The sequence below is a fragment of the Enterobacter sp. 200527-13 genome (assembly GCF_027924865.1).
GTDB lineage: Bacteria > Pseudomonadota > Gammaproteobacteria > Enterobacterales > Enterobacteriaceae > Enterobacter > Enterobacter ludwigii.
Map to the genome: position 1 here is coordinate 198,940 of NZ_BSCM01000004.1, position 21,649 is coordinate 220,588.

At 54.2% G+C, this 21,649-nt stretch carries 14 protein-coding genes and 1 tRNA gene; 11 read left to right on the top strand and 4 right to left on the bottom strand.

Translation table 11 applies throughout. The features are described 5' to 3' along the window. Positions 1–205: 205 nt before the first annotated feature. Both QMG44_RS15740 and QMG44_RS15745 read left to right on the top strand, forming a co-directional pair. Complete coding sequence (locus QMG44_RS15740; RefSeq protein WP_025203246.1) at positions 206–1,831, top strand: sensor histidine kinase; 1,626 nt, start codon at positions 206–208, stop codon at positions 1,829–1,831. Next, positions 1,821–2,513 carry a response regulator gene (locus QMG44_RS15745; RefSeq protein ID WP_014171591.1) on the top strand — a complete coding sequence of 231 codons (693 nt, stop codon included), beginning with the start codon at positions 1,821–1,823 and terminating at the stop codon, positions 2,511–2,513. Before QMG44_RS15740 ends, QMG44_RS15745 begins: the two co-directional genes overlap by 11 nt. 50 nt (positions 2,514–2,563) lie before the next feature. Here the strand turns inward: QMG44_RS15745 and QMG44_RS15750 are convergent, their stop codons facing one another. Beyond that, positions 2,564–4,699 (bottom strand): ornithine decarboxylase, encoded by a 2,136-nt coding sequence (locus tag QMG44_RS15750; RefSeq protein ID WP_086532119.1) that lies wholly within the window; start codon positions 4,697–4,699, stop codon positions 2,564–2,566. Positions 4,700–4,954: 255 nt separating this feature from the next. Here QMG44_RS15750 and QMG44_RS15755 point away from each other — a divergent pair, with 255 nt between their 5' ends. Further along, complete coding sequence (locus QMG44_RS15755; protein WP_014171594.1) at positions 4,955–5,668, top strand: DUF554 domain-containing protein; 714 nt, start codon at positions 4,955–4,957, stop codon at positions 5,666–5,668. 95 nt (positions 5,669–5,763) lie between these two features. Further along, positions 5,764–5,839, top strand: a tRNA-Phe gene (locus QMG44_RS15760). Between the two features lie 54 nt (positions 5,840–5,893). Here QMG44_RS15760 and QMG44_RS15765 read toward each other — a convergent pair. Continuing rightward, entirely contained in the window at positions 5,894–6,421 is a 528-nt protein-coding gene (locus QMG44_RS15765; RefSeq protein ID WP_281853207.1) for a LuxR family transcriptional regulator, read from the bottom strand. A gap of 671 nt (positions 6,422–7,092) precedes the next feature. Between QMG44_RS15765 and pgaA the strand changes: the two genes are divergently transcribed. The 4 genes from pgaA to pgaD are packed head-to-tail and all read left to right on the top strand — an operon-like array spanning position 7,093 to position 13,295. Further along, positions 7,093–9,531 carry a poly-beta-1,6 N-acetyl-D-glucosamine export porin PgaA gene (pgaA, locus tag QMG44_RS15770; protein WP_086532118.1) on the top strand — a complete coding sequence of 813 codons (2,439 nt, stop codon included), beginning with the start codon at positions 7,093–7,095 and terminating at the stop codon, positions 9,529–9,531. A gap of 8 nt (positions 9,532–9,539) precedes the next feature. Then, complete coding sequence (gene pgaB / locus QMG44_RS15775) at positions 9,540–11,543, top strand: poly-beta-1,6-N-acetyl-D-glucosamine N-deacetylase PgaB (RefSeq protein WP_040018839.1); 2,004 nt, start codon at positions 9,540–9,542, stop codon at positions 11,541–11,543. Then, the gene (gene pgaC, locus QMG44_RS15780; RefSeq protein ID WP_032678962.1) at positions 11,536–12,867 is read left to right on the top strand and encodes a poly-beta-1,6-N-acetyl-D-glucosamine synthase; all 1,332 of its coding nucleotides are present in this window, start codon (positions 11,536–11,538) and stop codon (positions 12,865–12,867) included. The genes pgaB and pgaC overlap by 8 nt, the downstream gene beginning before the upstream one ends. After that, positions 12,864–13,295, top strand: a complete 432-nt coding sequence (pgaD, locus tag QMG44_RS15785) for a poly-beta-1,6-N-acetyl-D-glucosamine biosynthesis protein PgaD (RefSeq protein WP_014171599.1) — start codon at positions 12,864–12,866, stop codon at positions 13,293–13,295. The genes pgaC and pgaD overlap by 4 nt, the downstream gene beginning before the upstream one ends. Positions 13,296–13,360: 65 nt before the next feature. On the opposite strand, the gene gss is transcribed toward pgaD, so the two are convergent. Next, complete coding sequence (gene gss, locus QMG44_RS15790) at positions 13,361–15,223, bottom strand: bifunctional glutathionylspermidine amidase/synthase (protein ID WP_014171600.1); 1,863 nt, start codon at positions 15,221–15,223, stop codon at positions 13,361–13,363. A 213-nt stretch (positions 15,224–15,436) separates the two neighbouring features. Here gss and yghU point away from each other — a divergent pair, with 213 nt between their 5' ends. Together yghU and QMG44_RS15800 are read left to right on the top strand one after the other, a co-directional pair. Continuing rightward, complete coding sequence (yghU, locus tag QMG44_RS15795) at positions 15,437–16,306, top strand: glutathione-dependent disulfide-bond oxidoreductase (RefSeq protein ID WP_032678965.1); 870 nt, start codon at positions 15,437–15,439, stop codon at positions 16,304–16,306. Between the two features lie 160 nt (positions 16,307–16,466). Beyond that, positions 16,467–16,799 carry a glycine zipper domain-containing protein gene (locus tag QMG44_RS15800; RefSeq protein ID WP_020883667.1) on the top strand — a complete coding sequence of 111 codons (333 nt, stop codon included), beginning with the start codon at positions 16,467–16,469 and terminating at the stop codon, positions 16,797–16,799. A gap of 80 nt (positions 16,800–16,879) precedes the next feature. Here the strand turns inward: QMG44_RS15800 and QMG44_RS15805 are convergent, their stop codons facing one another. Beyond that, positions 16,880–18,427, bottom strand: a complete 1,548-nt coding sequence (locus QMG44_RS15805; protein ID WP_032678967.1) for a methyl-accepting chemotaxis protein — start codon at positions 18,425–18,427, stop codon at positions 16,880–16,882. Positions 18,428–18,934: 507 nt separating this feature from the next. On the opposite strand from QMG44_RS15805, the gene QMG44_RS15810 reads away from it, so the two are divergent. Further along, complete coding sequence (locus tag QMG44_RS15810) at positions 18,935–21,526, top strand: autotransporter outer membrane beta-barrel domain-containing protein (RefSeq protein WP_086532117.1); 2,592 nt, start codon at positions 18,935–18,937, stop codon at positions 21,524–21,526. Positions 21,527–21,649: the final 123 nt, after the last annotated feature.

Consider the following 21,649-nt stretch of genomic DNA (forward strand, 5'->3'; position numbering starts at 1 on the left):
ATTTATTGCCGTGGTTTTTATGGTTTCTTTTCTAAAACGAACAATCAAATAACATTTCTCCAGACGGCTTCAGGCGCATAGGCTATTCGGAAAATTCTTTTACAGGGCCTGCTGTGCAAGGGATCACAAGTTTTCGGCAAACCGGGCATCGGCGCGAAAAAAGATGATATATTGGCAATCTTTGCTGCTACCTCGCGTGATAGTTATGAAAGTATCGTTTCAGATTAAGCTGTTTATTTCGCTGGTCGCCTTTTTCTCAGTACTTTTTGCGTTACTGGGCGGATATTATTACGTCGATGTCGGCAAGCAGCTTTATCAGGAAATGAGTGCACGTGCCAAAATACAGGCGGAAGAGATCGCACTTATTCCCTCATTACGTGATGAGGTTGAACAAAAAGATATCAAAGCCATCCATGATTTTATGCAGAAAATTGCCGCTCACAGTGATGCCAGCTTTATTGTGATTGGAGATAATAAAGGTCTGCATCTTTTTCATTCGGTCTTTGCCGACAGAGTGGGCAAGACGCTTATCGGTGGAGACAATGAGGAGGTCCTGCAGGGAAAAAGCACCACCACCATCCGCAAAGGGGGGTTGGGTATTTCGCTGCGCAGCAAAGCGCCCATCTTCAACGATGCGGGGCAAGTGGTGGGGATTGTCTCGGTGGGTTATCTCACCAGCTACCTTGATACCATTACCGTCAGCAAAGTGGTCAATATCCTGCTGGCCGCCGTGCTGCTGTTGATTGCGCTCTTTATCTTCTCCTGGTTCTTTACCCGCAGTATTAAGAAGCAGATCTTCTCCCTGGAGCCACGGGAAATCGGCCTGCTGGTGCGCCAGCAAAAGGCGATGATGGAGTCTATCTATGAAGGGGTGATCGCCATTGATGATGAGCTGCGCATTGAGGTGATCAACCAGGCGGCGCGCAAGCTGCTTGGCCTGAGCCAGCCAGCCCGTGAACTGCGCGGGCAGCTGATTAGCCAGGTTATCGACCCTGTCCCGTTCTTCTCGACGCAGACGATGCTGGCAAAAGATACCCATGATGAAATTTGCCGTTTTAACACCCTCACGGTGATTGCCAGCCGGGTGCGCATCATGCTTGAGGATTCGCTGCAGGGCTGGGTGATCACCTTCCGCGATCGGAATGAAATTGACTCGCTTAGCGCCCAGCTCAGCCAGGTTAAACGCTATGTCGATAACCTGCGCATCATGCGTCATGAGCAGTTGAACCGCATGACCACTCTGTCCGGCCTGCTGCACATGGGCCGCTATGAAGAGGCGATTGGCTATATTCAGGCGCAGTCGGAACACGCTCAGGAGCTGCTGGACTTTATCTCTTCCCGCTTCAGCTCCCCGACCCTGTGTGGCCTGCTGCTGGGTAAAGCCGCCCGCGCGCGGGAGAAAGGGGTCGAGCTCAGTTTTGATCCGGCCTGCCGGCTGGACAGGCCGTTCCCGTCGCTGGCTGAAGAAGAGCTGATCTCAATCATCGGCAACCTGCTGGATAACGCCATCGAAGCAACGCAGCGCTCACCGCTCCCCCATGCACCGGTCGAAGTGCTGATCAAACTGAGCGAGCAGGAGCTGATTATCGAAGTGGCCGACCAGGGCGTTGGCATCAAACCGGAGATCCGTGACAGGATATTTGAACGCGGCATCACCACCAAAACACGCGGCGATCACGGGATTGGCCTGTATCTGATCGAAAGCTATGTTACGCAGGCTGGCGGCGCGATAGAAATTGCCGATAACACCCCGCGCGGCGCCATTTTCTCACTGTTTATTCCCGCCCGGCGTCCCGCCCAGCAACTGGAAGATACCGACTATGCAACATGAACTTATCGACGTATTGATTGTTGAAGACGAGAACGAACTGGCGCAACTGCACGCGGAACTTATCGGTAAACATCCGCGCCTGAGGCTGGTAGGGATCGCCTCGTCTCTCGCTGCCGCCCAGGTCCAGCTTGAAAGCAAGCAGCCGCAGCTTATGCTGCTGGATAACTATCTGCCGGACGGTAAAGGGATCACACTGATCAATGACCCCATGCTCACCCGCGCCAACTGTTCGGTGATTTTCATTACTGCTGCCAGCGACATGGACACCTGCAGCCAGGCCATCCGGAATGGCGCCTTTGATTACATCCTGAAGCCGGTCTCCTGGAAACGCCTCAGCCAGTCGCTTGAACGCTTTGTGCAGTTTGCCGAACAACAGCGAGTCTGGAAGATTGTCGACCAGCAGAACGTCGACTCGCTCTACCAGCTGCAGGCGAAAAACTACCGTCTGGATAACGGCAGCAAAGGCATTGAGGAGAATACGCTGGCACGGGTGCAGGCGTTGTTTAACGACAAGGCGACACACTGTTTTTCCGTCGACGAAGTCGTGCAGGAGACAGGATTAAGTAAAACCACCACCCGACGCTATCTGGAGCACTGCGTGGAGGCGGGGTTTCTGAGCGTAGAGATGTTGTACGGGAAGATTGGGCATCCGCGGAGGATGTATAAGAGAAGTGCGGTGTGAGCCCTGACCCTCTCTTTAGGGGAGAGGGCCAGTATTACGGATGACGGCGACTATGACAATACATACCCGTACAGTCGCTTAATCCCGTCGGGATCCTTTTCGCTGTAAACGCCCTGCAGTTCCGGCGAGAAACCTGGCAGCAGGTTGATGCCCTCCTCCAGCGCCAGGAAGTAACGCTGTACCGCCCCACCCCAGATTTCACCCGGCACCACGCACAGTACGCCAGGGGGATAGGGCAGCGCGCCCTCGGCGGCAATGCGTCCGCCGGCATCACGGATGCGCACCAACTCCACGTTCCCGCGAATATACGCCTGATTCGCATCCTGCGGATTCATCGCCCGTTCTGGCAAACTCTCTTTACGGAACATTGCCTTCTGCAGATCTTTCACGTCAAAGCTCACGTAGAGATCGTGCATCTCCTGGCAGAGCTGGCGAAGGGTGTAATCGCGATACCGTACCGGGTATTTCTGGTAGATGGTCGGCAGGACGTCAGCAAGCGGCGTATCGTCTTCAATATGCTGTTCAAACTGACCCAGCATCGCCACCAGCTGCGCCAGCTTCTCACTGCTTTCGGCAGGCGTCAGCAGGAAGAGGATCGAGTTGAGATCGCACTTCTCCGGCACAATGCCGTTTTCACGCAGGTAGTGCGCAAGAATGGTCGCCGGAATGCCGAACTCGGTATATTCCCCGGTTTCCGCATCAATACCCGGCGTGGTCAGCAGCAGCTTGCACGGATCGACGAAATACTGCTCGCTGGCATAGCCTTCAAACCCGTGCCATTTAGCCCCCGGCTCAAAGCTGAAGAAGCGGCGCTCGCTGGCGATGGCGTGAGTGGGATGATCCTGCCACGGACGCCCGGCCACCATCGGCGGAATAAACGGTTTGATCATATGGCAGTTGGCAATGATCGCCTTGCGGGCCTCAATGCCCAGCTCAACACACTCCGCCCAAAGCCGGCGCCCGCTCTCCCCTTCATGGATTTTCGCGTTCACATCGAGAGCCGCGAACAGCGGATAGAACGGACTGGTCGAGGCATGGAGCATGAACGCATTGTTGAGGCGCTTGTGCGGACAGAAACGCGCCTGGCCGCGAATGTGATTATCCTTTTTATGGATCTGCGAAGTCTGCGAGAACCCGGCCTGCTGTTTATGCACCGACTGCGTCACGAAAATGCCCGGATCGTTCTCGTTCAGATCCAGTAACAGCGGAGAGGTTTCCGCCATCATCGGAATAAACTGCTCGTAGCCCACCCAGGCCGAATCAAACAGGATGTAGTCACAAAGATGGCCGATCTTGTCGATCACCTGACGGGCGTTGTAGATCGTGCCATCGTAGGTGCCAAGCTGAATGATCGCCAGACGAAACGGGCGTTTCTCCATGGCCTTTTCCGGCGCAACTTCACGGATCTGATTTCGCAGGTACGCGTCGTCAAAGCACTGCGCGTCAATCCCGCCAATAAAACCAAACGGGTTACGCGCCGCTTCAAGATAAACCGGCGTGGCGCCCGCCTGGATCAGCGCACCGTGGTGGTTGGACTTATGGTTGTTGCGATCGAACAGCACCAGGTCGCCGCGGGTCAGCAGCGCATTGGTGACCACCTTATTTGCAGCGGAGGTGCCGTTCAGCACAAAGTAGGTTTTATCAGCATTAAAGACTTTTGCTGCGAACTTCTGGGCATGCTTGGCGGAGCCTTCGTGGATCAGCAGATCGCCCAGTTTCACATCGGCATTGCACATATCGGCGCGAAATACGTTCTCACCGAAGAATTCATAGAACTGCCGTCCCGCAGGGTGTTTTTTAAAAAATGCACCGTGCTGGTGTCCCGGACAGGCAAAAGTACTGTTGCCCATCGCCACGTACTGGCTCAGGGTGTCAAAAAATGGCGGCAACAGATTCTCTTCATACCGGCTGGCCGCCGTCTCCAGTTCCAGAAACTCCTGAGCTTTACCTGATATCACTGCCGTTGCGCCATCAGGAACGTCAGACGGCTCTTGCGAGTAAATAAACACCGGAAGCTGAAAGCCCGTGCGTTTAAGCAATGCCAGAATGCCGCTGCAACTTTCCACGGGGGTAATGACGACTGCCGCCACATCCGTAAAATCAGTGTTATCCAGCGTCACCTTTTCGCGGTGCGTAGACACAGTAGAGACCAGCTCGCGGCTGACGGCGATTTTCATGGTTTTCATAAGTGCAGTTACCCTCACCGAACGGTGAGACAGGAGTAGATAATATCGATACGGGTGAGCGTTCGCGCAGCGACAGACAACATCATCATTGGCGGCTCCGTACACAGGAAGGAGAAATTTCGCGCAATCATGTCACCTTTTATTTTGAGGTGCAAGAAGCAATCAGTATGCGTTAACCCGCCTAAACCTAAGCTTAACAGGCCCCTGGCGTGTCATAATCCTGCAATACCCATGATTAACTAACAGGAGTTCACGGTGGTTATCGGACCCTTTATCAATGCCGGTGCCGTATTGCTGGGCGGCGTACTTGGCGCCGTATTAAGTCAGCGGTTGCCGGAGCGTATTCGCTCTTCCATGCCCTCAATATTCGGCCTGGCCTCGTTAGGTATCGGCATTTTGCTGGTGATTAAGTGCGCCAACCTGCCGGTGATGGTGCTTGCTACCCTGCTCGGCGCGCTCATTGGCGAGTTCTGCTATCTGGAAAAGGGTATTAACAGTGCGGTCAGCAAAGCCAAAAACCTGATTGCCCACCCGGGCAAGGCGAAAAACGGCACTCACGAGTCGTTTATTCAGAACTACGTCGCGATAATTATTCTTTTTTGCGCCAGCGGCACAGGCATTTTCGGTTCAATGCAGGAAGGCATGACTGGCGACCCCAGCATATTGATTGCGAAGGCGTTTCTTGATTTCTTCACGGCCACCATTTTCGCCACGACCCTCGGCATCGCCGTCGCCGCGATTTGCGTGCCCATGCTGCTTATCCAGCTGGCCCTCGCTACCTGCGCCACACTGATCCTTCCTCTCACCACGCCGGCAATGATGGCCGACTTCACCGCCGTCGGTGGCCTGCTGCTGCTGGCGACAGGGCTGCGGATATGCGGAATAAAGATGTTTGCAGTGGTGAATATGCTGCCCGCGTTGTTGATTGCAATGCCGCTATCCGCGCTCTGGACGCACTTTTTTGCTTAAGTTTACGGCGAACTGGTGAGAGAGTGTGCAGTCCGTTACGAAAACAACAAATTTCGTTGACGGCAGAGGGCATATCAGGTTTAATGCGCCCCGTTGCCCGGATAGCTCAGTCGGTAGAGCAGGGGATTGAAAATCCCCGTGTCCTTGGTTCGATTCCGAGTCCGGGCACCACTCTTCAGAAAACCCGCCCTCGTGGCGGGTTTTTGCTTTTGGGGTAAAGCAAAGCTAGGGATCGTTCCCATCCGAATCCAGCAGTTTATTTTTAAAGATAAACAAACAAGCCTCGTTGAAGTTCTCTGCCCCCAGCCGTTCTGAGAGCGCGGTCCGTTTACGGTAGAGGCTTTTAATCGACGTATTCAGTTCCTGTGCCACCTCTTCCATCGCCATGCCAGCCCTGAGCAACCGCAGCATAATGGCTTCATGCGTGCTCGGCCGTAAGTTCAGCAGCCACTTTGTTGTCAGACGTTTGCCCTTCATGTTGAGCACCAGGTTGAATAACGACGCCATATCGGGTGCCGTGAGCGACGTGTTCATAAACAACTTCATGCTGAGCAGGTTCTCCTCGCGATGCCGCATATCTAGCATAACGCAGCAGATTGTTTTTTTCGTTCTGGCCGGATGGCGTATCAGGTAATCATATAAACGCAGCGGTGCACGGCTATCAATCAATACAGAATATTCATCTGCGCCGTTATCAAATATCTTTCTGTCAATGGAGTCCAGCAGGATTATATCCGGAAAAAATATCCTCATCCCCCTGACAAGGTAGCGATCCTGTGTCACTAACACTATTGAAGTTGCCACTAACCATCCCTTTTAGATTAAAGCAAGAACGACCCTTCGGAAAGAAGTCCGCCTTCGTTTTATAGCGCTTTTATATTAACGATAAATGTATTCTGGCTTTGATTGACCCTCAATTCGCACATTCATTGATACGTCTTCCCATAGACTATCATTCAATGGCTGCCATTAATTATAAGTAAAAAACAATCTCAGAAAAGTCACTTTTATGGATATTAAGAATTTTTGTCATGAAACTTCCCAAACATGCACCGGAAAGTACTTTAATTCACACCAATAAGGCGCATTAAAAATATAAACAAATTTGTCACAATATAAATAAAAGCCAACCAAATCATAAAGTTACAAATATAAACTCATTTCAAAATAATCGTTTATGACAGCTCATTACAGAATTATCTCAAAACAACCACCCTGCTTTTCAACATATTTATCTGCCAACATATCGGGTGTACATTACCAGCCACTTAGCCCTGACCATAAGGACCCATAATTACCTTTAAGTAAGTACCCCATAACGTAACTGCATTCAGATTAAACGTTCTCATTTATGGCCTTTAACCCCGTGCTTAAAGGCGGCCGTGTTATGCAATGGATTTATGATAAACAAATGGCAAATAGATATGGAAAGATCACTTCGCTTCAATACGTTATTCTTTTACCGCACTCCCGCTTTATTGTTTCTGTTATTACTTTTCCCCTTTCTGGTTCAGGCAGCAGAATCAGTATATGAACAACAGATTCAGCAGGCGCGTAACGGTAATTACGCACCTTTTCTGCAATATCTTCAGCGTTATCAGCAGCAACATGCCCTGACGCCTGAGCAGGTTGCGGACTGGTTGCAGGTGGCGTCCTGGGCGGGTCGTGATGACGACGTTATTCAGGTCTGGCTGCGTTACAAGGTCTATATGGCTCTTCCTGCCCGTGGCGTGGCTGCTGCTGCTCAGGCAAGGCGAAACCAAAAGGCGTGGCAACCTGCGTTAATGCTCTGGAAGGAGGCGTGTAACCTTGCACCGGATAACGACGATTATCGCATCGGCTACATCAAAACCCTCGCCGACGCCCGCATGGATACACTGGCTCTGCAGGAAGCCCGGCAACGGGTGGCGGAAAAGCCCTCTCTGGCTCACCTTCAGACGCTCTCTTATGTCTATTCACGCCAGGGAAAAAACCAGGAGCGGCTTTTGGCAGACATCCGCGCGTTGAATAGTGCGCCAGCGGATGACGCCCTTCGTACTGAGTTGATTGATGCGTTAACAGACAACCGGGCCGACACGCCTGCCCTGCGGCTTTCACAAACGGTGACGCTGCCCCCCGCGCAACGCCGCCGTCTGGCACTCAACGCCGCCGCTGAAATGGTACGCCTTGCCGATGTGCCTGCCCGTACTGAAACAGAGCGTTTGCAGCTCGCGCAAGCGGCGCTGAACCGCTATGACGAACTGCTGTCCCGCTGGCAAAACGAACCTCAGGCAGCGGAGGACGTTATCCGGGCCCGTGTCGATCGGCTTGGCGCGCTTCACGCCCACGGTGATTATCCACAGGTCATCAGGGAATATCAGGCGTTAACGTCGGCTCAGCATCCCGTGCCGACCTGGGCAATTGGCTGGGTTATCTCCGCGTATCTGGAGGAGAAAAATGCCGATGCCGCCCTCTCGCTTCTCAAACGTTATCCAGACTATGCGCCGGATCCGCAGGACGACGATCATGCGCTTTTCTACGCCTGGCTGGATACCGGGCAGTATCAGGCCGCTCGCCAGTATGTTGAGAAGATAACCCGTAACACGCCCTGGACCCGCTACGATTTCGGTTCGCCAACCCCGCAACCCAACGATCAATGGCTCATCGGGCAGTCGCTCACCTTTAACTATTTGCTGATGACCAATGCCCTTCCGCAAGCCGAAAAGCTGGCGCAACGTCTGGCTGCGTCAGCGCCGGGAAATCAGGGATTACAGATTGATTACGCCACCTTACTTCAGGCGCGGGGTCTGCCGCGGGCGGCGGAGCAAAAGCTCAAAATGGCCGAGACGCTGGAGCCATCCAATATCGAGCTGGAACGGCAGCAGGCCTACGTCGCAATGGATCTGCAAGAGTGGCGACAGATGGATTTACTGGCCGATGACGTTATCGCCCGCGCGCCTGTCGACGGGAGCGCCCGACGTCTGGACAGGCTCAGAGACGTCCATCATCTGTCCGAACTGCGTCTGAACGCGGGCAAAGGACTGCACTCTGATAACCCCGTCAGCGGCACACACGATCTGAGCTGGGATGCAACGCTCTACGGTCCGCCCGTCGCGGATAACTGGCGGCTGTTTGGTGGAACCCGATTTGCGCAGGGCAATTTCGACGAAGGCAAAGGCAGCAGCCGCCACCTGTTTGCCGGCATCGAATGGCGGCCTCGCGACCTTCTGGTCGAAGCAGAACTCTCCGGTAACCATTATCACGGTGCAAACAAGCCCGGTGCTCGCCTCTCGGCGGCGTACAGCCTGAACGATAGCTGGCAGGTGGGTGGAAACCTCGAACGTCTTTCACGCACGACGCCTTTACGGGCACTGCGTAATGGCGTCAGCGCAAACCGGGGAGAAGGCTGGGTCCGCTGGTATCAAAACGAACGCCGTGAGTACCAGTTTAACGCCTCTGCCAGCCACTTTTCCGACCATAACCGCCGCCAGGAGTTCGCCCTTACGGGTAAAGAGCGGCTGTGGCAGACACCCACCCTGACGCTGGATCTCGAACCGGGTATATCAGCGAGTACTAACACCCTGCGGGACACGCTCTATTACAACCCGGAGCGGGATCTGTCCGTAACGGCAGCCCTGTCCGTCGATCATCAGATGTACCGCCATTACGACACGCTCTGGAGCCAGCAGGTCGTTCTCGGCGGCGGGGAATACTGGCAGAAAAATCAGCCCGCTGGCGCCATCGCCCTGCTGGGTTACGGGCAGCGCATTCAATGGAACAACGTCATTGATAGCGGCGTGATGCTGAACTGGGACAAGCGCCCTTTCGACGGTAAACGAGAAAGCAATCTCTCCGTCACGTTTGATGCGAATTTACGCTTTTAAGGATGAATATGCTGAACAAACGTTTTTCTGTGAGCCTGATAATTATCGGCTGGTTATGCCTCAGCGCGAGCGTTTGCGCTCAGGCCCTCTCGTTTATGTCCCCCCAGGAACGGCCACAGCCTGAAGCGAGTAAACCCTGGCCAAAAAACCATTTTCTGGTTCTGGCCTACCATGACGTTGAAGATGATGCAGCCGATCAGCGCTACCTGTCCGTTCGTACCAGCGCCCTAAACGAGCAGATCGGCTGGCTTGTGCATCACGGTTATCACGCCATTAGCGTGCAGGATATTCTGGATGCGCATGAGGGCAAAAAAACGCTGCCGCCCAGAGCCTATTTACTCAGTTTTGATGATGGCTACAGCAGTTTCTACACCCGCGTCTGGCCACTTCTTCAGGCCTGGAACGTCCCTGCGCTGTGGGCTCCGGTGGGCAGTTGGGTAGATACACCAGCGAATCAGCAGGTCAATTTCGGCGGACTGATGACGCCCCGCGAGCGCTTTGCAACCTGGGATATGGTGCGGGAGCTAAGCCAGTCTCCGCTGGTTGAGATTGGCTCGCATACCTGGGCTTCGCATTACGGCATACCGGCTAACCCACAGGGAAGCCGTGAACCCGCCATCGCCAACCGCTTTTACGATAAAGCGACGGGGCGTTATGAAACCGATCGGCAGTTCAACCAGCGGATCGCTGATGACGTGCGCAAAGTTACCGACAAAATTACCCGGGTGACAGGAAAAGCGCCCCGCGCCTGGGTCTGGCCCTATGGCGCCGCGAACGGCACATCGCTCGCCATCGCCAGAAAGCAGGGTTATCAGTTGGCTTTTACCCTTGAGGATGGGCTGGCGGATGTGCGCGATCTCGGCAATATTCCGCGTCTTTTGATTTCCGGAAATCCCTCGCTCAAATCCTTTGCCAGCACGGTCAGCCAGATTCAGGAGGCCGATCCCGTGCGCGTCATGCATGTCGATCTCGATTATGTTTACGATCCCGATCCGGCCCAGCAAACCAACAACATCAACAAACTTGTCCAGCGGGTTTACGACATGAAAATCAGTCATGTTTTCCTGCAGGCGTTTTCCGATCCACTGGGCGATGGCACGATCAAAGCGCTCTACTTCCCTAACAGCCGGCTTCCGGTGCGCGCCGATCTGTTTAATTTTGTCGCCTGGCAGCTGCAAACCCGTGCAGGCGTAAAAGTCTATGCGTGGATGCCGGTGCTCTCTTTCGATCTCTCACCCGCACTCCCGCGGGTACAGCGCTGGGATCGTCAAACGGGCCAATTGCACGAGGCTACCGACCCCTACATCCGCCTCTCCCCGTGGAACCCCGAGGTTCGTCAGCAGGTCACGGAAATCTATGAAGATCTTGCCCGCTACGCCAGCTTCAATGGGATCTTATTTCACGACGATGCGGTGCTGACAGACTTTGAAGATGCCGGCCCGGATGCCCTGCGCGCCTGGAATAACCGCAGCATCGCCGCGATGCAACACGATCCGGCCGCCCTTCATGCCTGGAGTCGCTTTAAAAGTCAGACGCTCATCGGCTTTACCCGCAGCCTTAGCCAGGCGGTGAAAAACATACGCGGCCCGCAGATTAAAACTGCGCGGAATATGTTCGCCCTGCCCATCCTGCAGCCCGAGAGCGAAGCGTGGTTTGCACAAAATCTGGATGATTTTCTGATGACCTACGACTGGACGGTTCCGATGGCTATGCCGCTGATGGAATCCGTTCCGGCCGAGGAAAGCGATGCCTGGCTCACGCGGTTGATCGCCGCCGTTGCCGCACGGCCCGGTGCACTCAATAAAACCATTTTCGAGCTACAGGCCCGGGACTGGGAGCAGAAACCTCAACGTGCCGTGCCCGACACGCGTCTGGCCCAGTGGATGCGCGTACTCCAGCTGAACGGCATCAAAAATTATGGTTACTACCCCGACGATTTCATCAACAACCAACCTGATATTTCACGCATCAGGCCTGAATTCTCTTCGTACTGGTACCCTGACAATGACTGATCGCATTATCGCATTCTCTATTTTATGCCTGGTATTCGGGTTGCCTCTGGGCGTGGCTGCCCTCTTTACCGGAGAACTGATTCTGGATTTTGTCTTCTTCTGGCCACTGTTCATGTCCGTGCTCTGGATAACCGGGGGACTCTATTTCTGGTTTCAGCTTGAACGGCACTGGTCATGGGATAAGCAGACGCCTGCTCCGACGTTAGACGGCGATCCGTTAATTTCAATCCTGATCCCGTGTTTCAACGAGGAAAGAAATGCCCGGGAGACCATTAGTGCCGCGCTGGATCAGCGCTACCCCCATATCGAAGTTATCGCGATCAACGATGGTTCTTCTGACAACACCGCAGAGGTGCTGCAGCAGCTGGCGCAGGAACAGCCGCGCCTGCGCGTCATTCACCTCGCAGAAAACCAGGGTAAGGCGGTGGCGCTTAAGGCCGGTGCGGCGGCGGCGCGCGGCGATCTGCTGGTCTGTATTGATGGCGATGCCCTGCTCGATCGTGATACCGCAGCCTATCTGGTAGAGCCGCTGATTAAGTATCCCCACGTCGGGGCCGTCACCGGGAATCCGCGTATTCGCACACGATCAACGCTGATTGGCCGTATTCAGGTAGGCGAGTTCTCATCGATTATTGGTCTCATCAAACGGACGCAGCGGATCTACGGCAGGGTCTTTACCGTCTCCGGGGTTATTGCGGCCTTTCGCCGGCAGGCGCTGGCAGATGTGGGGTACTGGAGCCCGGATATGATCACCGAAGATATCGACATCAGCTGGAAGCTTCAGCTTCGACACTGGGATATCTTTTTTGAGCCGCGGGCGCTGTGCTGGATCCTGATGCCAGAGACGTTAAAAGGTCTGTGGAAACAGCGTTTACGCTGGGCGCAGGGCGGTGCAGAGGTCTTTCTGGTTAACCTTCGCAAGATCGTGCGCTGGGAACATCATCGCATGTGGCCGCTGTTTTTAGAGTACGCGTTGTCAACGCTGTGGGCATTCGCCTATGCGGTAACCGTGTTGCTGTTCATTGTCAGCCATATCATTACGTTACCCACAAACCTGACCGTCGAGAGTCTGTTTCCTCCTGAATTTACCGGGTTGCTTCTGGGGGTCATGTGTCTGATGCAATTCCTCGTCAGTTTGTATATCGAGCGGCGCTATGAAAGAAACGTGGCGAGTTCACTTTTCTGGGTGATCTGGTTCCCGATGGTGTACTGGATGATTGGTCTGTTCACCACCCTCGTCGCCTTTCCAAAAGTCATGCTTAAACGTCAGCGTGCACGTGCGCGCTGGATCAGTCCGGACCGGGGAAAAGGAAGCATTCAATGAACGAAAATACGCTAATTCTGACTGAACATCGGCTATTGCCCCGTCTTTTTGATGCGGTGCTGACGCTGCTGGCATGGGGAGGTTTTCTGTTTTTCCTCTATGCCAATCTGTGGATGCAGGTAACCGAGGAGAGCAACTACCGCTGGGGCATTATTATTGCCTCGTTTAATACGGTGCTGATCTATTTGCTGATCGCCGCGCTAAACGGCTGGTTGCTCATTCTGTGGTATCAGTACAATCGCCGTCGCGCTCAGGTAAGGCGGCGGCGTCCCGATGCCTGGCGTCACGATGAGCTGGCGAGAAGCTTTAACGTCCCCCCGCAAATCATTTCAGAGATGAGTCAGTACAATTTGCTGACGGTCTATCATGACCAGATCGGCCGCATCATTGACCTGAAGATAAGTCAGCAGCACGACGAGCATCCCTGAGCCGCCAGAAAACGAAAAACACCCGCAAGGAACACTTGCGGGTGTGTGTTGACAGCCGGAACAGCTTACTTGTCTTTCACCACAATCAACGGTTCGATGTCGCTCTCTTTCTTCACCACCAGCGAATCATCCCCGCGCAGACAGGTGCCGCCGTAGTTACCGCCCACGGTAAACGTACAGACCTGGATATGCTTGCCATCCACCTTCGGCAGGCACCACAGCTGCTGGTAGATATTTTTGCGATCGACAAACTTGCCGCTCGACTTGTCCAGCACTTCATCCCCGGCGCTAATCAGATCGATATTGCTGCCGCAGCGTCCGGCAATCGGTTTGATGGCGTAACCGGTCTGTTTCAGCAGGTCGTTAACCTCGAAATCGGTATCGAGCAGATAACGGTGATTCGGGAACAGCTGCCAGAGCACCGGGAGGATCGCCTTGTTGCCGGGAATAACCGTCCACAGCGGTTCGAACACCAGCACTTCCGGACGCAGCAGGACGTCAATCAGCCGTACGTCACCTGCCGGATGCCCGGTGCGGATCGGCACGGCGGCGTATTCGGTTTCGCTCACCTCGCGGATCTGCTCTATCGCCGTCTCCCACGCCCAGGTTTTCCACACGCAGTTAACGTGACGGCCTTCATCGTCAATCAGTTGCCCGGCTGCATCCCAACTGAGAGCGTTAAGTCCATGCAGAATTTTGGTTTCAAACCCGGCCTGCAGCAGAGAGCGCTGAATAAAGAGCGCGTGATAATCCTCTTCGACGTCATTGTCCTGCATGATGTGCACGAACGGACGCGCATGGCTGTGCTTCCACGCGCCGGTAAGTTCTTCCAGCAAACCTTCCGCCGGATTGTGGCCGTTACCGCGGTAACCGTTCTTCACCCACTCTTCGAGGATTAATCCCCCTTCCGTGTGGCAGGAGGCGGAATCGGCGTTGTACTCGTAAACCTTGATGCCACGCTCATCCATACAGAAATCCATACGACCAGTGATCATATGATGACGACGCCACTGCCATGAGAGGCGCAGACGCGGCCAGAGGATTTTAGGGATGTCAAAAAGCGCCAGTAAGTTATCGTCTTTCAGCACTTTGTCGGTCGCGTGCAGGTACATCAGGTGCAGTTCATTGGTCGCTTTGATCAGCTCCTGCTCGGCACTTTCGGTGATGGTAAAATACTGGCAGGGATCTTTATTGATAAAGTGGCCGTTTGCGCGCACATACGCCTGCTGCAGGGCGTCGTTTTCGTTGAGCCATTTCCCGTCAAACTGACGTTTATTCTTCAGCCGCGCACCGCTGATTTTCAGCAGTTCACCGTCGAGTTCCGGCTGCGGGATGCTGTGCTCCGTGTCGTCCGTCTGGATCATCCAGCCGAGAATTTCGGTATCGTTAAAGGTGTCATGCAGCGTGTAAGTACCGTTCTCAACGGTCATTCGCAGCTCGCGCGTCCACTGCTGCCCGAGCGGGAGCGGGGAGTGAATAACGTTCTGCTCGGCAATGCGCACCTTATCGTCCAACAGTTGCGTGATCACGGCAACGTGGCCGGTCTCATGAAACTCCCCGCCCTTTTGCCAGATAAGCAATGCCCCGGCCTGCGGCGCGCGTTTCGACCCATTGGCAAAGGCCTGAAGCGGCAGGATGTTATCGTTCACGACCTGGCGCAAAAAGCGCAGAGAGAAGATCTCCCACGCCATACCGACGTCGGTGAAAACACATCCATAATTGAGAAACAGAAAACGGCGGGCAAACTCAACACACTGCCACTTGTGGCCCATGTATTCATTGCCAATATAGCTGCGAAAATCCGCGTCTTCCGGATAACGACGCGGATCGAGACTGCCGTAGTTTGAAGAGTAAATCGCCACGCCACCCGGCGCATAACCTAATAACGTCCCGAATGGCGCGTCACTGCTTAACTTTCCTTTACGCATGTATCCAACCTAAAACGGGCAGGCGGCAATGTTGAAAGGGTTGTCGTCGTCTGCACGTTGTAATTAACCTGACAGAGGTGGGATTTATCATACACCCGTTCCGCTGTCTGTGTAGTGTGGCGCGAAGGGAAAATGTATTGCGCTCAGTTCGCTAAACCCTCCCATGAACTCCTGCTACACTCCCTCAACACATCACAAAAAAGGCAGGCCAACATGTCAGACGAAAATACCTATCAGCCACCCAAAGTGTGGGAATGGAAAAAGAACGGCGGCGGCGCGTTCGCCAATATTAACCGTCCTATCTCCGGTGCGACGCATGAGAAAGAGTTACCCGTGGGCTCGCATCCGCTGCAGCTCTATTCTCTGGGCACACCAAACGGGCAGAAAGTGACCATCATGCTGGAAGAGCTTCTGGCGCTTGGCGTGACGGGTGCCGAGTACGATGCATGGTTGATTCGCATTGGTGAAGGCGACCAGTTCTCCAGCGGCTTTGTTGAAGTGAACCCGAACTCGAAAATTCCGGCGCTGCGTGACCACTCCACGACACCGCCCACGCGCGTATTTGAATCCGGCAGCATCCTGCTCTATCTGGCAGAGAAGTTCGGCCATTTCCTGCCAAAAGATCCGGCGGGACGTACGGAAACCCTGAACTGGCTGTTCTGGCTGCAGGGCGCGGCCCCGTTCCTCGGCGGCGGTTTCGGCCACTTCTATAACTACGCACCGGTGAAGATTGAGTACGCGATTGACCGCTTCACGATGGAAGCCAAACGCCTGTTCGACGTGCTGGATAAACAGCTGGCGCGTAGCCGCTACGTGGCCGGTGAAGAGTACACCATCGCCGATATGGCGGTCTGGCCGTGGTTCGGCTGCGTGGCGCTGGGTAGCGTGTATAACGCCGCCGAGTTCCTCGACGCTGAGAAGTACACCAACGTTCAGCGCTGGGCGAAAGATGTGGCACACCGCCCTGCCGTGAAGCGCGGGCGTATCGTTAACCGCACCAGCGGCGAGCTCAACGAGCAGCTCCACGAACGCCACGCGGCGAGCGACTTCGAGACCCATACGGAAGACAAGCGTCAGGCGTAATGCTCTGCCGGGCGGACCACCGCCCGGCAACAGGGATCCCTGCCAGGGGCATGATTTGCTTAAGGGTTGAGCCGATATTACTGGCACTATGCGGACGTTTTTCTCAGGTCAGATGACGAGAAAAGCAGACTCAACCGACAGCAGTCACAAAGGATTTGTTATGAAATTGATGAAAACAGCGCTGATTATCAGCACCCTGATCTTTTCCACTTCTGGTATGGCGATAGATAAAACCGCCGCCGGTGCAGTGGCCGGTGCGGCAATTGGCGCAGCCACGGGCAAAGATTTGAAATCCACGGTAGGCGGTGCGGTCGTTGGCGCGGGTACCGGTGCGATGTTCAAAAACGGCGACAAAGGTAAAGCTGCGCGTAAAGGCGGCGCGGTGGGTGCCGTGGTGGGCGCAGGTGCTGCAGCGGTAACAGGCAACAGCGTACTGAAAGGGGCCGCCGTCGGTGCCGGCTCTGGCGCACTGATTGGTGAAGCCACCCACTGATAAGCGGCAGGCGGCGCTCCGTTTGGCTCGCCTGCATTTAACCGAAAAAAAGGCCGCACACGGCGGCCTTTTAACAGTGATTAAGCCGAGAGGCGGAATTTCTGCACCGACCGCTGGAGCTCTTCGGTCTGACGTTCAAGCGCGGAGGCCGCTGCCGAGACCTCTTCCACAAGCGAGGCGTTTTGCTGTGTCACGCCATCCATTTGCGTGATAGCAATACCCACCTGCGAAATCCCCTTACTTTGCTCCTCAGACGCAGACGCGATTTGCTTCATGATGGTCGTCACTTCCGTCACATCACGCAAAATGGCATCCATGGTGGTGCCCGTGTCGCCCACCAGCTTTGCGCCCTGCTCAACGCGTGAAACGGAATCGGTAATCAATCCCTCAATTTCTTTTGCCGCGTTGGCGCTGCGGCTTGCCAGGTTACGCACTTCGCCGGCCACGACGGCAAACCCACGTCCCTGCTCGCCCGCGCGCGCCGCTTCCACGGCAGCGTTGAGCGCCAGGATATTGGTCTGGAAGGCAATGCTGTTGATCACATTGGTGATTTCAGCAATCTTCTTCGAGCTCTCAGAAATACCGCTCATGGTGGTCACCACCTCTTCCACCAGCGAGCCGCCGCGGCTGGCCGTTGTTGACGCCACATCCGCCAGCTGGCTGGCCTGACGCGCGCTTTCCGCATTCAGCTTCACGGTGGCGGTCAGCTGTTCCATGCTGGCCGCCGTCTCTTCCAGTGCGGCGGCCTGCTCTTCGGTACGGGACGAGAGATCGTTATTACCGCTGGAGATCTCCGTCGCGCCGCGCCAGATATTCTCGCTGCCGGAGCGAATAGAGCTCACCGCTTCTCGCAGGCTATCCTGCATCGCGCTCAGCAGAGGAACCAGTTGACCCACGCAGTTGCGGCCGAACGGTTCAATCGGTTGACTGAGATCGCCCTGGGCAATCTGGCGGAACTGCTGGCGAATGCGAGCCAGCGGTTTTACCAGCATCGCCACCAGGTAACGGTCGGTGAAGAGCAGGATTAACAGGCCAATAATCGTGGCGGTGATAATCACCGTGCGGGTCATGCTGGTCAGGCTGTCCACGACCACTCGGGTGCTGTCGAGTGCCCGGGCGGCCGCGTTGTTAAAGTTCTCCGCAGCAGCACCAAACGCACGACTCAGCGGAGGGGTGATGTTATTCGCCTGCTGACGGTAGCCCTCCAGAGAGGACTGCTTCGCCTGCTGCATTTGCGGCGTTACGCCCTGCTCAAGCAAAGCCTGCCAGCTACCGATCACCTGAGCTGAAACTTGCTCATCCATCGGTCCTGGTGAGATTGCCTTCATCTCAGCCAGTTTCTTCCCCATATTGTCCAGCGCCTGCTGGGCAGGGGCCAGGTCCGGTGTGCCACCCGCGGCTTTCACTTCCATCGCGCGACTCAACCGGGTCACAAAGCGAAAATACTGATCGTTACCCTGACTGAGTATGGTCATCTGTTTGACCAGCTGGCGATCCACCTCATTGCCCTCTGATACCCGTGACAGAGACCAGGTGCTGTAAAGCCCCACGCCCGCCCACATTAAACAAAAGATCCCTAGAATCGTCAGCATGACGAAACGGATCGTGAAATTACGCAACATATTCATAAGTCTTCCTTGCCGTGAGGGTGAATTCGCCCAGAGGCGAGTCTTACCCTCGTTATCGGCAGGAATGAGCAAATTCATCACCTTTCACGCATTATTTTTATTAAAATTTTTACTGCTCCTGCGTTCATTCAGAAAAAAGAGACACTTTCGAAGGGGAAAATTACCCTGCTAAGAATGTGTTTTACTTTGTCAGTGGATAAATAAATGTAAAACTGCAGCGCATTAAATTAACGGCCATACCTCCTGAGGAGTACATCATCAACAGGTTGCGTCAATCAATAGCGCTACCCTTTCGCGAAAACCCGCTTAATTTGCAGGGTAACTATTCAGTTCTATTTATGACACAAATATATTAACACCTTATTATCAGATTTCATGATTTAAATACCCCAATAACTTACTCCTTATCTTTTAAATTTCATTACATCCTTTACTTATGAGAAATTCCTTAAATTAAATAAATTCCTTTACAAGGATGTCGACGATTTTTTATTAACGGAGTTTCAGATGCGTAAATTTATGAACCGCACATTGCTTTCGCAGTGTGTCTTAATGGCTTTAACCTCTTTCGGTACCCAGGCAGCAATGACGGCAGCGACACCGTGTGAGGATGGCGTGACGACGCAAACCTGTGGATTAACGAAATATACCGATGACAGCTTTTATCAAAATCCCGGTGTGACAAATGCGGTTATGGCCGACGCCACGGCGAATAATATTTTCATGGATGGTCATCGAGGGGATGGCGACACGCAGTCATTAACGGTATCCGGAACGGATATGTCAGGCCACTATATCCAGGGAAGCAACGGCGGTACCGCGAATATCACCCTGAATAACGGCGCTACGGCCGATATGATTGAAGTCGGTAGCGGAGGAGCGACCACCAATACCACCGTGACGGTTGATGGCGCGACGCTGAACGGTGAAAACAGCACAGGCAATTACCAGCGTGATAAAGCCTATATGATGGGCTCAGCGATTTATCTCGATCCACTGGATAAAGGCTACCACACCGTCAATATTGAGAACGGGAGCGCGCTGCACGGCAGCATTGTAAGCGCCGGCGCTGGCGAACAGGATATTACCCTCAGTAACAGTACAATGGATAAGGGCGGTATTTATGCAGGGAGCGATCAATCGGATACCCGCATTACGCTGACCGGAGCCACCGTCGATGCCTCGCAGAGTGAAATCGCGCAGAACATGGGCGACCTGGCCGAAAAACTCAGCGAGTATAAGCCGTTCAGTGACATCAACCTGGATGGCGTGGGCGATCTTGCCATCGCTATGTACGGCACCCAGGCCGATTCCCTGGCCCTGAATAACAGTACCGTCACTGGCGATATTGGCGTTATTAATGAAAAGGGGTCGACATCACTTACGTTTACTAATAAGAGCGTCGTGAATGGCAATATTACCTTGAACGGCAGTTCAGCGAATTCTGTTCTGGTGGATAACAGCACCATTAATGGTGCGGTAAATACCGGTCAAAACAGCGGCAATACCACCATCACGCTGCAAAACAATGCCACCGTAAATGGTGATATTACAACCGGTGCGGGCGATGATACGGTCGTGCTGACCAATAATTCTCATGTTAACGGCAATGTTGATGGCGGTGACGGTAGCGACACGCTGTCAATGGATGCCGGCAGTTCTGTTTCTGGTGAAATTAGTCAGTTCGAGACGGTGAACACGACCAGCAATAACAGCATCGCCATTGATAAAATTAACGATGCCACCAGCTGGAGTTTGCAAAATGGCTCAACGCTTGTCGCTACTACCACCGGCAGTAATGCGATGGTAAATATGAGCACCGACAGCTTTGTTGATTTCGGCAATATCACCGGGGTTAATAACGCCGTTGTCGTCAACAGCATTACTCCCTCGGCACAAAATCAGCAGAACGTGATTCTGGGTACGTTCACCACTTCAGGCACCAGCACCCCGCAAAATTATGCGGCGGCCACCTTCACAAATGGCCAACAGAATGTTGAAAACCGTAGCGGCGCTTATAACTATGACAACAGTCTGAATATTGTGGCCGCAGATACCGCGCCGCAGACACGCCTTACCGCCGATAATACGCAGTCGTGGAATATCGAATTTAACAGCCAGAAGGGCAGCCTCGCGAGCGACGTTCAGGGCCTTGTTGCCGGTCTGGACGCTGCCGAGCAGGCCGGACATCAGGTGGCTGATGATATCAGCAACCATATGAATCAGGTGCATCTGGCTAACCTGCTCGGCAAGCAGGAGGAAGGTGCGCAGGTCTGGGGTGATTTCCTCTATCAGAATGGCAATTTCAGCAATGATGTTGACTATAAGAGCATCACCCAGGGCGCTCAGGGTGGCGTGGACTGGACGGCGCATCTGGACAACGGTGATAGCTTCACTGGCGGTATTGCACTGGCATGGACACGCAGCCGCGTGCAGGATACCCATGACGGCGCTGATAGCTTTAATGACAGCGTCTACGGTAATTACTACAGCCTGTACGGTGGCTGGCAGCAGGCGCTTAACGGCAGAACATGGGGTATGTTTGCCGACGGTAGCTTCAGCTATGGCGATATGCGGTACACCCTGTCTGCGAATAACGTGACGGGGAATACCAGCGGCATGACCGAGGCACTGCACGGTTCGACGGATGGCACCCTGTATATGGCGCAGGCGCGTACCGGTGTGAACGTGTTGCTGCCAGGTGAAACCCTGCTGCAACCTTACGCCACCTTAGGCTGGGATCAAACCAAAGCAAACGGCTTCTCCGACAGTGAAGTGACCTTCGCCGACAGTCAGGTCTCTTCCTGGAACAGTGGGGTCGGGTTGAGACTCACCACAACGCTTCGCGATCTGAGCAAGAACGTGCAGATGATGCCGTGGATCGACGCACGCTTCCAGAAAGAGTTCAGCGACGATACTGATATTCAGGCGGCGGATTACCACACCACCTCCGGCCATAACAACACGATGGGGATCTTCGGAGCAGGCATCAATGCAACCATCGCGCATAACTTCACGCTCAATACCGGGGTGTATGTCGGCACCGGTGACGTGGACAACGATGCCAGCGTGCAGGCGGGGATGAGCTACAGCTTCTGACGAGTGAACGCCCGGTCAGTCTGATGCTGCCGGGCTTTAATCATTCAGGGTGATCAGGCATGTCATCGCTTATCAACAGGATTTGTGATTTGATAAGCACAGAATGAAAACGTTGTTTCGAAA

What these genes read in the sequence shown, in the direction of transcription:
- QMG44_RS15740 (WP_025203246.1), top strand. Translation starts at nt 206, where the DNA reads ATGAAAGTATCGTTTCAGATTAAGCTGTTTATTTCGCTGGTCGCCTTT.
- QMG44_RS15745 (WP_014171591.1), top strand. Translation starts at nt 1,821, where the DNA reads ATGCAACATGAACTTATCGACGTATTGATTGTTGAAGACGAGAACGAA.
- QMG44_RS15750 (WP_086532119.1), bottom strand. Translation starts at nt 4,699, where the DNA reads ATGAAAACCATGAAAATCGCCGTCAGCCGCGAGCTGGTCTCTACTGTG.
- QMG44_RS15765 (WP_281853207.1), bottom strand. Translation starts at nt 6,421, where the DNA reads ATGAGGATATTTTTTCCGGATATAATCCTGCTGGACTCCATTGACAGA.
- pgaA (WP_086532118.1), top strand. Translation starts at nt 7,093, where the DNA reads ATGGAAAGATCACTTCGCTTCAATACGTTATTCTTTTACCGCACTCCC.
- pgaB (WP_040018839.1), top strand. Translation starts at nt 9,540, where the DNA reads ATGCTGAACAAACGTTTTTCTGTGAGCCTGATAATTATCGGCTGGTTA.
- pgaC (WP_032678962.1), top strand. Translation starts at nt 11,536, where the DNA reads ATGACTGATCGCATTATCGCATTCTCTATTTTATGCCTGGTATTCGGG.
- pgaD (WP_014171599.1), top strand. Translation starts at nt 12,864, where the DNA reads ATGAACGAAAATACGCTAATTCTGACTGAACATCGGCTATTGCCCCGT.
- gss (WP_014171600.1), bottom strand. Translation starts at nt 15,223, where the DNA reads ATGCGTAAAGGAAAGTTAAGCAGTGACGCGCCATTCGGGACGTTATTA.
- yghU (WP_032678965.1), top strand. Translation starts at nt 15,437, where the DNA reads ATGTCAGACGAAAATACCTATCAGCCACCCAAAGTGTGGGAATGGAAA.
- QMG44_RS15800 (WP_020883667.1), top strand. Translation starts at nt 16,467, where the DNA reads ATGAAATTGATGAAAACAGCGCTGATTATCAGCACCCTGATCTTTTCC.
- QMG44_RS15805 (WP_032678967.1), bottom strand. Translation starts at nt 18,427, where the DNA reads ATGAATATGTTGCGTAATTTCACGATCCGTTTCGTCATGCTGACGATT.
- QMG44_RS15810 (WP_086532117.1), top strand. Translation starts at nt 18,935, where the DNA reads ATGCGTAAATTTATGAACCGCACATTGCTTTCGCAGTGTGTCTTAATG.